Raw genomic sequence first — 13,310 nt, forward strand, 5'->3', positions numbered from 1 at the left:
TCTCAAACCTGACAATTATCAGGTTTAGAGAAAATGTTTTTTTCAATCTTTGTTTTTATTTTAATTGAAAACAAATGACAAAGAAACGTTTACACACTTTTCATATTCCGGTAATGGGACTTGCTTATACCATTGATAGTCCGATTCGGGTGGCGCAATACGGCATTTCGTCTGTAATATCAATTGCCGACGATGATCTGATTGAGAAGATGCGTAATTTTTACAGCACCAAATTCAACCTCCCGTATGAAGAAATAACCCAAAAAATTCACGATTACCGGGCTGAAAGAATTACATCTTATCTAAATCTGGTTGATAAAATCGTAAAAGAGAAATTCGAAAATTTTAAATCCGAAATAGCCGGGAGCAAAACTGCTTTAGAAAACTTTATTGCGATGCTGCCCAATACATCAGATATCAAAAAAGGGTTTCAAAATTTACTTGAAGATGGAATTTCTGTTAAAGAAAATATTCAGAATTATATCGAGTCCCATCTTTTTCCGGGCGAGATTGATGTAAATATTATGACGAAATTAGACAAAGATAATTTCGTAAAAAACAAGCAGCTTCCTCTTGAATTTAATGATGCTCATGCTGCTTTAAGAGGCTTTGCCAACAGTAATCTCCAATCATCAGTGGTGCTTTCTGCCGGAATGAATCCGAAGCTTTATAGTTATTTTGAAAATTTCAGTGATTTTTTTCCGAATGAAAACAATCAGCTTAGAAAGAAGATCATTTTAAAAGTCAGTGATTTTAGATCAGCTATGATTCAGGGAAATTTTTTAGCCAAGAAAGGACTCTGGGTCTCTGAATACCGAATTGAATCCGGGCTAAATTGCGGCGGACATGCTTTTGCAACTGACGGACTTTTACTAGGGACGATTCTTGAAGAATTTAAACAGAAAAAGCAACAATTGATTCAGAATTCACATGATTTAATGACAAAAGTACTGCAACAGAAAAATGCATATTTTCCTGAGCAGCCTTTAGATTTAAAAATTACCGTTCAGGGTGGCGTGGGTACATCTGAAGAACACGAATTTTTACTGGACAATTACAAAGTGGATTCTGTTGGCTGGGGATCGCCATTTTTATTGGTTTCAGAAGCCACATCTGTAGATGATGATACCCGAAAATTATTAATAAATGCTAAAGAAGAAGATCTTTACTTAAGTCATATTTCGCCTTTGGGAGTTCCGTTTAATACTTTGAAAGGAACGACAAATGAAATTCTGAAACAAAAGCGCATTCGGGAAAACAAGGCTGGAAGTTCCTGTCCGAAAAAATTTCTGGCATTAAGCAAAGAATACGATCCACACGGAATTTGTACTGCGTCAAAAAAATACCAGCACATTAAACTGGAAGAACTGAACGCTATAAAAAACACTATTTCACTCAATGCTTTTGAGAATGCTAAAGCTAAAATTACAGAGAAATCCTGTTTGTGTGTTGGTTTAGCAAATGCTTCTTATTTAGAAAATGACATTAAAATAAAAGGACAATCTCAGGGAGTTGTAATTTGTCCAGGACCAAATATGGCATATTTCGACCAGGAAGTTTCATTAAAAGATATGTTACAGCATATTTATGGAAATAAGTCAATTTTAAGAACCCACGATCGTCCAAATTTATTTGTGAAAGAATTAAAAATGTATATAGACTATTTTAGAAATGAAATTGAGACAATTTCCGGAGAAATAAGTTCAAATCAAATTAAAAAATGGAATACTTTTAAAAGCAATATTTTAGAAGGAATCCACTATTATCAAAATCTGTTTTCACACACCTTATACTTTAAAAATGATGAACAGAGAATGAAAAATCAATTTGATTTTTATAAATCAGAATTAAATTCAATTCAAATACCAAAACTAGCTTAAAAATAACAAAACCCCGATTGATGAAATCGGGGTTTTGCTTATCATTTATTATAGGATTAAATCTTATTCTTTTTTCTTTTTGCTGCCATCAATAATAGCTCCAGTTCCGGCTCCAACACCAGCTCCGGCCAAACCGCCAATTATGGCTCCTTCGCCTTTTTTCTTGCTGACTGCAGCGCCTGTAATTGCTCCAACTCCGGCACCAATCACCGCACCTTTTGCAGTAGAACTCCAGCCTTTCTTTTTAGCAGGAGCCGCTGTAGTTGTAGTTGTTGCATCCTGACGCACTACGACAACTTTTTGTGCTTCTGCTTTTCGTGCTTCTTCTGCTTTTTCTTTTTCCTCCTGCAGATTAGCCATTTCTGTTTTCATCGAATCAATGACTCTTTGTTTGTTAATTTCAACTTTCATTGAATCAATACTGGCCTGCTTCGCTTTCTCAATATCAGCTTTTCCCTGATTTTGACAAGAAATTACAGTTAATGCGACTAATAAAGAATATAACGTTTTCATAATTGTATTTTTTAAAAAAAATTATAAAACAAAGTAAAACAGAATGCCTTAATAATGTGTTACAAAATTTTGAAGAAAATTTACAGAATTAAATGAAAGGTTTTTTTTATTTTGCAAGAATTCCATCTTTTAAAATCTGTCCAAAATCATACATATCCTCAAAAGAACAATATAAAGGAACTGGTGCCAGACGAACGACATTAGGCTCGCGCCAGTCTGTAATTACGCCGTTTTTCATCAAATAATCGAATAATCTTCTTCCTTCTCCATGTAAAAAAACAGATAGCTGACAAGCTCTTTCTCCTTGATTTGATGGTGTTATAATTTCGAAATTACTATCAACTTCCTTATCAATTTCATGAAGTATAAATTCCAGATAAGAGGTAATTTTATCTCTTTTGGCAATTAAAGTATCCATTCCAACCTCGGCAAACATTTCTACAGAAGCTAAATAGGGAGCCAAAGAAAGTACGGGCAAATTACTGATCTGCCAGCCACCCGCACCTTCAACTGGATCAAAATTAGGTTCCATTTTAAATCGGCGTTCTTTATTATGTCCCCACCAGCCTGCAAATCTTGGCAAATCTGAATTATGATGTCTTTCATGAACAAAACACCCGGAAGCATTTCCTGGACCTGAATTCATATATTTATAACTGCACCACGCAGCGAAATCTACATTCCAGTCGTGAAGTTCTAATTTTATATTTCCAGCAGCATGAGCTAAATCCCAACCTACTTTTGCACCAGCTTTTTGTCCGGCTGCAGTAATGGTTTTAATGTCAAAAACCTGCCCGGTATAATAATTTACGCCTCCAATTAAAACCAAAGCCAACTCGTCACCAACTTCTTCAATTTTTGCCAGAATATCTTCAAGGCGAATATTGTGTTCTCCTTCGCGGCGTTTTATTTCTACAATAGCATCTTCCGGTTTATATCCATGAAAATGAACCTGGCTTTGGAACATATACTGATCTGACGGAAAGGCTTTTTCTTCGCAGATAATTTTATAACGGGTTGCCGTAGGCTGATAGAAAGAAACCATCAGCAAATGAAGGTTTACGGTCAAAGTATTCATAACCGTGACTTCTGAAGGCAGGGCACCTACAATTTTACTTAAAGGTTCCGGGAATCTTTCCTGATAATCCCACCATGGTTTTTCTGCATAAAAATGACCTTCTACCGCAAGATGTGCCCAGTCATTCATTATTTCATCAATATAAAATTTGGTTCTTTTGGGCTGTAATCCTAAAGAATTTCCGGTGAAATAAATCACACGTTTACCATCTATTTTAGGAAAAATAAACTGATCCTGATAATGATTTAAAACGTCTTGTGAGTCAAGTTGTTTAGCGAATTCGCGAGTATTTTGAAAAGTCATTGTTTTTGTTTTGCCTGCTAAAATAACAAATTTTGTTTTGTTTTAAGTTTAAAGTTTCAAGTTGCCAATAGATCGTGAAACCTGAAACTTGAAACCATTAAAAAACAAAAAAACCGACAGTTTCTAAAAACTATCGGGTTATTTTATATTGAAAATTAATTCTGATTAAAGAATCAACATTGCATCTCCGTAAGAATAAAACTTATATCCTTCTTTGATCGCTTCATCGTAAGCTTTTTTCATTAAATCATGTCCACAAAAAGCTGAAATCATCATTAATAATGTTGATTTTGGTGTGTGGAAATTAGTAATCATACAGTTTGCAATACTAAAATCATGTGGAGGGAAAATGAATTTATTTGTCCAGCCTTCGTAAGGATTCAAAGTATTTGCTGAAGAAACAGAACTTTCAATGGCACGCATAGAAGTTGTTCCTACTGCACAAATACGTTTTTTCTTTGCTTTTCCTTCATTTACGATATCACAAGCTTCCTGAGTTATAATCAATTCCTCAGAATCCATTTTGTGTTTAGATAAATCTTCCACCTCAACAGGGTTAAAAGTTCCTAAACCTACGTGTAAAGTTACCTCCGCAAAATTTACTCCTTTAATTTCCAGTTTTTTCAAAAGGTGTTTTGAGAAGTGTAAACCAGCTGTTGGTGCTGCTACAGCTCCCTCTTCTTTTGCATAAATGGTCTGATATCTGTCTGCATCTTCCGGAGTTACCTCGCGGTTGATATATTTAGGAATTGGAGTTTCTCCAAGCTCTGTCAATTTATTTCTGAATTCTTCATAAGAACCATCATATAAAAAACGTAAAGTTCTTCCGCGTGAAGTCGTGTTATCAATTACCTCAGCAACTAATGAATCGTCATCACCAAAATATAGTTTATTACCAATTCTGATTTTACGTGCCGGATCAACCAAAACATCCCAAAGACGCTGTTCAGAGTTTAGTTCTCTCAATAAAAAAACTTCGATTCTTGCTCCGGTTTTTTCTTTATTTCCGTACAAACGTGCAGGGAAAACTTTTGTATTATTTAGAATTAAAACGTCTCCGTCATCAAAATAGTTGATTACGTCTTTAAACATTTTATGTTCGATAGTATTCTTTTTGCGGTCAATTACCATTAAACGGGACTCGTCTCTGTTTTCTGCCGGGAATTCAGCCAAAAGTTCTTTTGGTAAATTGAAATTGAAGTGTGATAATTTCATATTTGAATGATTGATTTTAAAGTGTAGCTTTTAGATTTTGCATCTAAAATTGTAAATCGGATGCAAATATACGATTGTAAGACAGGCGTTGTCAAGTGTTTTACTGTTTATTTTCAAAAGTCGTTGATTTAGTGGTGTTACGACAACATCAAAAAACGTTTTTCTACCATATAAGTGATATAAGTTCATTTAATTTGAATGCTTGAAAAACTAGTGCCTTTTTTTTGTTTGGCTAAAGCCGAAAAACTAACCATAAAAAAACCTCCAGTTGAAACTGGAGGCTATTGAAATTATGCCCATTTTATTTAAATGAACTTATATTACTTATATGGTTAATACTTTTTACAGTTCTGAAATTTCAAAGTTTAACTCTTTTAAATCATTCCAGAAATCGGGATAAGATTTAGAAACTACTTCTGCATTCTCGATAATAATTGGAACTTTTAAGGCCAAAGGCGCAAATGCCATTGCCATTCGGTGATCGTTATAAGTGGCAATTTTCACGTTATGATTCATTGTATCAGAAAGCCCTAAAGTCAAACTATCATTTGTCACCGAAATATTGGCTCCTAATTTTGTAAGCTCGATTCGGAGTGCTTCAAGCCTGTCTGTTTCTTTGATCTTTAAAGTATGCAGCCCTGTTAAATGACAGCCAATTCCTAACCCTAAACAAGTAACCACGATCGTTTGAGCAATATCTGGTGTGTTATTAAGATCAAAATTTACAGTTTCAAGTTTAAAATCTGGCTGTTTTACTAATGTCATTTTATTTCCTTCGAAAGTAGTTTTGACACCCATTTTTTCATAAATAGAAACCAAAGCAGAATCTCCCTGCAAGCTATTTTCTTTATAACTGCTCAAAGTTATCGATGCCTCATCAGCCAACGCTGCCAGACTGAAAAAATAGGATGCGGAACTCCAGTCAGATTCCACAACCATTTCTTTTGAGACAACAGCCTCTTTTGGATACACTTTAATTACATTTCCTTCAAAACTGGTCTGAATATCCAGATCATTCAGCAAAGCCAAAGTCATTTTGATATACGGAATCGAAGTGATTTCGCCTTCTAAAGTCAATTCTAAACCATTCTCTAATTTCGAAGCAACCAATAAAAGGGCTGAAATATACTGACTGCTAACATTTGCTGCCAGACTAACTTTTGAAGCTGTAACTTTTTTTCCTTTGATTCTGATTGGCGGATATCCTTCTTCTTTTTCATATGAAATTTCAACACCCAATTGCGCTAAAGCTTCTACTAAAATTTTTATCGGGCGTTCCTGCATTCTGCTTGAACCTGTCATTACAACTTCACGTCCTTCGTTTACTGCAAAATAAGCCGTTAAAAAACGCATCGCTGTCCCGGCATGATGAATATCTACAATCTCGTCATTTCCGACAAGGGCTTTTTGCATTACCTCACTATCATCAGAATTAGAAGTATTAGCAAGGGTTATATTTGGAAAAAGCGCCTTTAAGAGCAATAAACGATTGGTTTCGCTTTTTGATCCTGTAACTGCAATCTGGCCTTGTAAGTTTTTATGGTTGGTTTGAAGTAATAAATTCATCTATATAATAATAAGTTGTAAATTATGAATCATGAATGATTAAAAACGTAATTCAGACGCGCAATTTACCACTCCCCATTCATAATTCAAAATTGAAAACTCATAATTCAAAACTTATGAGTGATATTTCACAATTATTTCAATTTATCGTTGTTTTTGTGACGATCCTTATCCCTAACCGATTTTAAATTCATTTTTTTATCAAAAGCAGCCTGTAAATCGATTCCTGTTTGATTAGCCAGGCATAAGACTACAAAAACAACATCAGCAAGTTCTTCGCCTAAATCTTTGTTTTTATCACTTTCTTTTTCTGATTGTTCCCCGTATCTACGGGCAATAATCCTCGCAACTTCACCTACTTCTTCTGTAAGTTGTGCCATATTGGTTAATTCATTAAAATAACGGACACCATGTTCTTTTATCCAGGTGTCAACGTCTAATTGTGCGTTTTTCAAATCCATTACTATATTTTTTTAAGAATAATTTTTTCGCCTTGACTTGTGATTATTTTTTGAAAAATTTCTTTTAAGCCATCGTACTGATCTGCTGCAAAAATACTACTGTTAATTTCTGTTGAGCAAATAATCTGAATTTTGTTTCCTTCATTAATAATATTAAATCTATACAAAATTCCATTATTCTCGGCTACAATCTGAATAGGTTTTGGCAAGGCCTCAATACTATATCCTTCAGGAATTTCAAGATTTATATTTAATTTTTCCTGACTGGGATATCCAAAATACACGGGCATTTGTCTTTTCTCCTGATTAAAATAATTTTTAGTTGTCGTAAAAAACAACATCGGGGATATAAACATTTTGTCTCCAATAATTTCACATTGATTTTCTGAAATAAAGTCGAATGCTTCAATAACAGGCTTTTCAACATTTGTTTTTATATTTTCAACGGCATAATTTGAAATTTTAGCATTTTCTAATTGTTCTTCTAATTTTTCCAGATAATTCCCGGTACTTTTGTTTGCGTTTGCAATTCTAAAACGATAAGCATCATAGTCGAGTTTATGATTTCGGATTTTACCTTGAAGTACTCCTGAATTATTGATTTTAGCAATCATCATCACATTTTCTTTTGACTGTGTAGCTGGAACCAAATTTATTTCTTCAGAAGATCCGTCTGATTTTATAAGTCTTCCTTTCCAATTCAATACATTTAATGGCAGAATATTAGGAGAAGTAAATTTATGCGAAGCGTCTAATAAAATTTGTTTCCCATCAATTTCTGCAGCAGCAATAACATAATTAAACCCGGTTCTTGTGGGATATACCGGAGTACCGTTCTCAATAGTACTAACTAATACAGGATTTGCTTTGATACCTGCAAACTGAAGCATATTAATTAGAATAAAATTAATTTCGGCTACGTTACCTGTCTGGTTTTTATAAGCTTCTTTTACTCCTTTGTCAGTGTAATAATCATTCTTTTCGTCCCAGTTCATTTTATTCTGGACAAATTTAAAAATGACATTCAATCTTTCCTCTGGTGAATTAATATTAATCAATATTCGATTTAGATCTTCAGTTAAAAACATTTTCTCATTGAGTTGCTTCCCAAAATTTTCATTTTTAAAAATTGTTGTAGCAACACCCTCCCAGGTTTGTGCATAATCTTTGACAGGCTGCTCTGGTAAACGAACCCTTTCCAGTTCATGCCGAATTGAAATTCTGTAATTTTCAAGATTATCTACATACGGCTCTTCTATAAGAGCCGGAATATCTTTGCATGAATAGACCGCATCAATCTGCCTGTAGTTAAACGATCTCGATTGATTATATTCATTGGTAAAGTTCTGCTGTCCTCCAACTATTTTAGATTCTGAAACAATATTCTGATATCCGGTTAATAAGGGTTTATAAATATAAAACTCAGGGATTTCTGTTTTATATTGAAAATAATTTACAGGAACATCATACTGACATTGAAAATCAGGAAAATTGACAATATTTTCAGACTTTAAAATGTATTTGAATTCTATAATTGAACCAACTTTAACATTAGGAAAAGTAATTGCTTTTTCATTCCAGTATTTATTCACATTGTTTTTAAAAACTCCCTGGCCGTCTAATTTAGTTTTTATAATATTTTTATTTTCAATATTGTAAGTAAAAGCATTAGAAAATTCCAAATAATCCTTATTCATATTTTCATATCCTACATAGTACTTTACTTTTTGATTGGCCCAGCTAAGTCCTTCCTTTTTATAAATTTTAATTTTAAATTCATAAACATGATTTGCTGTAAAACCGTTTTTTATATCGTAAATAAAAAAAGTTTTGGCTTTTTTAAACAATATAGCTGCAGGAGCAGAACTATCTTTTGGATGCGCTCTTTCTTCTAATTCTGCAACTGTTACTTTTCCTAATTCGTAATTTTGGGCTTTGACAGTAATAGAAGTAAGAATTAAAATTATCGGAATAATTATGGCGTAAAATTTCATTTTAAATTTTCTTTAAAACAATTTTCTCGCTTTCTTTTGCAATCATTGCTTTATAGTAGTCTTTGAGCATTTCATATTGCTGTGTTGATACAATTGCTTCATTAATTTGATGAGAAATTACCATCTGAAGCGTATTTTCATTAGCTGCAATATTAAACTTGAAAGAGCCTAAGTTATCTTGCATGGTCACTGCAGCTGGTGCAGGAAGTGTTTCGACTGCATAGCCATCAGGAATTTTAATTGTGATGTTATATTTGTCCATAAATGGGAATCCAAAATCAACCGGATATTCTCTTGTTTCCTGATTAAATGGGTTCTTTTCAGTAGAAAAGAACAACATTGGGCTAACATATATTTTGCCCCCTATTACTTCACATAAATTATTTCCCGTAAAAGAATAAGTTTCTATAATGGGTTTCAAAATCTCTTTTTCGTTTGTCTTTGAGTAGTCGCTGATTTCTATTTTATTGTTTTTGTTTTCAAGTTTTTCCAGATATTCATCTTCTTTTGTACTAAAAATATTTTTTCTTGTAATCATGGCGTTATAATCTGTACATTGTCTTCTTGCCTGTCCTGTAACTTTACCTTCAGGATCAATATTATAAGTCAAAAAAACAATATCATTAGACGCCTTCTTAGGCATTAGGTCGATTTCTTCAGAAGTTCCGTCCTTTCTTATTAATCTGCCCTGCCAGTTTAAAGTTCTAAGCGGTAAAACATTTGGAATAGAAAATTTATCAGATGCATCTAATAATATATAGCCATTTTCAGTTTCTACAGCTGCAATCACATAGTTATAGGCTGTTCTGTTAGGGAATAATGCTACCCCGTTTGATCTTGTACTAACCAAAACCGGATTTGCAGTTAAACCCGAATGACGTAACATTGCTGTTAACATTAAATTTATCTCGGCAATATTTCCTGATTTTTCCTGATAGGCTTTACGTACTCCTTTATCGCAGCTGTAGCCATAATATTCATTCCATTTCACATTTGATTTGACATGATTTAAAATAATTAATATTTTTTCCTCAGGGTTTGTTACTCCTGCTAGTAATGCTTTTAAATCATCTTCAAAATATCCGGTCTTATTCAATTCAGGACCAAAATCATCATACTCATAAATTGTCTTGGCTACTGAATTCCAATTAGTAGAAAAAGTTTTAATTGGACTATTAGGAAACTTAACAATTGATAGTTCCTGCTCCAGGCTGGAGGTATAATTATCTATGTTATTGACAAAAGATTCCTCTTTCATCGCTGGCAAATCTTCAGCTATGTAAGTAGTTTTTGCTTCGATATAATCTATTTTATCCTGAGAATATTCGGTTCTTGTTGCGCCTCCTCCAAATCCTCCTGTTGAATACCTTTCCTTCGAATTTATCAGGATTGATTTATTGTTTTTTTCTGTATTCACTTTAGGAAACACATATCCCTTTTGTCTAACATTAAAAATATAATATTCCGGAATGTAAGTTACATACTCCGAATAATTTACCGGAATATTGGTTTGAAAAGCCCAGTCACGCATCATTGTGATGTTAGATGTTCTGATTGTATAACTGTATTCTAGTACTGATCCTTCTTTTACATTTGGCATTGCAATTTTCTTTCTTGCCCTGTACTTATTTACTTCTTCATTAAAAACACCATCACTTTTGAGTTTGGTTTTTTCTATTTTTCCGTTGACTAAATTAAAAGTACACACATCCGAAAAATCAACTTTTTCCCTTGAATCATTACTTGCATTATAATATAGCACACTTTGGTTTGCCCAGTCATAGCCTTCTTTTTTATATATTTTAATGCGCGCTTCAACATGCGTGATTAAAACAAATCCGTCTTGCTGGTTATACTCAATTGTTGCTGTCCCTTTTTTGTACAATATCGCTGCAGCCGCAGATGAATCTTTTGGGTGCATTTTCTGCTCTAGTTCAGCAATAGATACTTTTCCTAATTTAAATTCCTGTGCTGTTGTTTTAGAAAGAATAAAAAGCACAACTAAAAAACTGAAAAATTTAATAGACTTCATTTGGTTTGTTTTGATGATTATGATTAGTTTCTGGTTAGTATAATTTTGGCATTATCATTTTTTGATACCTGCTCCATAAAAAGACGGTATTCATCATATTCTTTATTAGAATATTTTCCTTTATTTAAAAACATAGAGCGTTTGTAAGTAAGTTTATTATCTCCCTTTTTGATAATTTCTGTCTTATATTCTCCAAATTTCCCTTTTAATTCAAAGTTCGAAGGGAGAAATTCAATTGAAAATCCGGCTGGAAGATTAACTTCAATTTCATCTGTATCTAAATAACCACGCTGAATCTGAAAAGGATTTTTACGATTTCGGATACGCTTGACATTACTTTTGCTTTGATTAAAAACATCTACCGGAAAAATTATTTTATTAGCCGAAATTACACCATAACTCGTTGCACTTACCTCTATATCTTCAGTAAAACGAATTTTTTGTTTATCATTTGTAAAAGTTATTTTCCCTAATTTTAAATTATTAATGTTGCTCCAATATTCTTTATAATGTGCTTCTTTTTCGGTAGGCTGTAAAGTTTCAGTCCTGGACTTTGAACTGTATTGAGAACCTTCTGAAGTTATAAAAATATGACCTGAAAGATTACCATTTTCATCAATACTATAACTTCCTTTATCTGTTTGGGTATTTCCTTTATCCTCATATATTTTAGTCCTGACAATTACGCCTCCTTCAGGCTTAACGACCAAAACATCCCTGTCATCTGTAAAAGTACCCTGATAACCAAATGGATCGTCCTGGCTTGTACATTCCAAAAAAGTATAATTATCTCCATTCGGAACTGCCAGTATCATATGGTTTCCCTGCATCGAGACAAAATCAGACTGAATATTGGACTTGTAGCGGTCACCATATAAAATAGTATTATAAGAGGGAACATCAACCGCTTGTAAAAGAGCTTTTGTGTAATTTGACAAGGCTTTACAGTCTCCATATCCTAAGCGGTCAACATCACTTGCCAGCATAGGTTTCCATCCCCCAATACCTATAGCAATATTTACATATCGTGATTTTTTCTGTACATAATCATATACAATTTTTGCTTTTTCGACAGGGTCTTTTTCGTTTCCGACAAGTGCTTTGATTTTAGTCTTAGTTTCTTCCGGAAGCTCAGTAGTACCTGTTAGGATTTTATCTCCATACCATTTACCGAAAGCCTCCCATGTTGTTGCTGTCCCATCTACTCCTTCTAAGTGAAATTTTTCAAGTCCCATCATAATTCTCGGATAAAGATCACGTGAAGACGGGCTAAGATCTTCAGCCTTTTGCGCTAAAATATTAATGGCCTCGTAACTTAGCCTGGTATCCGTATCAGCCGTTTTTTTAATATTAAATCCTGAAAAATAAAACTCCTTCTTTTTAAACCCAAGATTATTCGGAAAAGTAACATTTAATACACTTTTTTCAACACTAAGATAATACCCTCCTAAAAAATACCATTGTGGTATAAAAGCGGTATTGGAAGTTTCCGTTTCGCTGCTATAAACAATAGTAAAGGGATATGAAACTGGCGTATAATTTAAATAAACTACTCGGTTATCTGAAAAAAGGGTGCTTCCGCTTACAGCACTTTGGTCTCTAAAATCTTTTCTTTTGATCTTTTTGATTTCATTCCCAAAAGCATCATAAACAATGGCTTCGATACTTTTAATTGAGGTTGTTTTATCATAGTGCTGATAAGCATCAATATCATTTAACCCTTTTTCATTCAAAACCGACACCACTTTTTGGATTTTGATATTCATACTTCTTTGGGAAGCAATCGTAATATCCATTTGATCCAAACGCACAACGGCATTGGCATTTTCTTTGAGACTGTCTTTAATTATAAAAATTGGATAAGTATTTTTCTGAGCTGAAGAAATTGCAGTAAACAACAGAAAAAACAAGACGTAAAAAGGGGTTTTCATTAGTAAGTATTTTCGCCAAATATATATTATTTTCCGAAACACTTTAACAAATATTTAATAATTTTACTCCTTGTTTTTGCTATCCATTACAATCGTTACAGGACCATCATTTAACAGCCTGACTTTCATATCTGCACCAAAAATTCCGGTTTGTACTTTTTTATTGAATTCTTTCTCCAAAGACTTTATGAAGTTTTCATACATCGGAATCGCATTCTATGATAAAAAACAATTAAAAAGTGTTAAAATTTAAGATGCAAATTTATAGGTGTTTATGTATTCTGTTTCTCGATTAATAACTGCGAATATCCTGCTTATAAGTTTGCATCTAATATTG

9 protein-coding genes and 1 pseudogene are annotated in these 13,310 nt (G+C 33.3%); 1 reads left to right on the top strand and 9 read right to left on the bottom strand.

The genetic code is table 11. The features are described from left to right. The first annotated feature begins 74 nt into the window (after positions 1-74). Positions 75-1,880 (top strand): hypothetical protein, encoded by a 1,806-nt coding sequence (locus K8B81_RS20150; protein ID WP_223683335.1) that lies wholly within the window; start codon positions 75-77, stop codon positions 1,878-1,880. 63 nt (positions 1,881-1,943) lie between these two features. On the opposite strand, the gene K8B81_RS20155 is transcribed toward K8B81_RS20150, so the two are convergent. From K8B81_RS20155 to K8B81_RS20195, 9 genes and pseudogenes are all read right to left on the bottom strand, one after another. Continuing rightward, positions 1,944-2,393, bottom strand: a complete 450-nt coding sequence (locus K8B81_RS20155) for a YMGG-like glycine zipper-containing protein (protein ID WP_223683336.1) — start codon at positions 2,391-2,393, stop codon at positions 1,944-1,946. Between the two features lie 106 nt (positions 2,394-2,499). Then, the gene (gene kynU / locus K8B81_RS20160) at positions 2,500-3,774 is read right to left on the bottom strand and encodes a kynureninase (protein ID WP_223683337.1); all 1,275 of its coding nucleotides are present in this window, start codon (positions 3,772-3,774) and stop codon (positions 2,500-2,502) included. Between the two features lie 165 nt (positions 3,775-3,939). Continuing rightward, on the bottom strand, positions 3,940-4,989 hold the full coding sequence (gene queA / locus K8B81_RS20165) for a tRNA preQ1(34) S-adenosylmethionine ribosyltransferase-isomerase QueA (RefSeq protein ID WP_163395267.1): 1,050 nt from the start codon (positions 4,987-4,989) through the stop codon (positions 3,940-3,942). A 342-nt stretch (positions 4,990-5,331) separates the two neighbouring features. Further along, complete coding sequence (aroA, locus tag K8B81_RS20170) at positions 5,332-6,555, bottom strand: 3-phosphoshikimate 1-carboxyvinyltransferase (protein WP_223683338.1); 1,224 nt, start codon at positions 6,553-6,555, stop codon at positions 5,332-5,334. A gap of 134 nt (positions 6,556-6,689) precedes the next feature. Continuing rightward, the gene (locus K8B81_RS20175) at positions 6,690-7,016 is read right to left on the bottom strand and encodes a nucleotide pyrophosphohydrolase (RefSeq protein WP_223683339.1); all 327 of its coding nucleotides are present in this window, start codon (positions 7,014-7,016) and stop codon (positions 6,690-6,692) included. 2 nt (positions 7,017-7,018) lie between these two features. Beyond that, entirely contained in the window at positions 7,019-9,010 is a 1,992-nt protein-coding gene (locus tag K8B81_RS20180; RefSeq protein WP_223683340.1) for a DUF3857 domain-containing protein, read from the bottom strand. A gap of 1 nt (position 9,011) precedes the next feature. After that, positions 9,012-11,042, bottom strand: coding sequence for a DUF3857 domain-containing protein (locus K8B81_RS20185; RefSeq protein WP_223683341.1), 2,031 nt, complete (start codon positions 11,040-11,042; stop codon positions 9,012-9,014). A gap of 23 nt (positions 11,043-11,065) precedes the next feature. After that, positions 11,066-12,973 (bottom strand): DUF3857 domain-containing protein, encoded by a 1,908-nt coding sequence (locus K8B81_RS20190; protein ID WP_223683342.1) that lies wholly within the window; start codon positions 12,971-12,973, stop codon positions 11,066-11,068. Between the two features lie 63 nt (positions 12,974-13,036). Then, positions 13,037-13,186 (bottom strand): annotated as a pseudogene (locus K8B81_RS20195) (D-aminoacyl-tRNA deacylase); the annotation flags it as partial. Positions 13,187-13,310 lie beyond the last annotated feature (124 nt).

This window comes from Flavobacterium hibisci (assembly GCF_020026925.1).
GTDB lineage: Bacteria > Bacteroidota > Bacteroidia > Flavobacteriales > Flavobacteriaceae > Flavobacterium > Flavobacterium hibisci.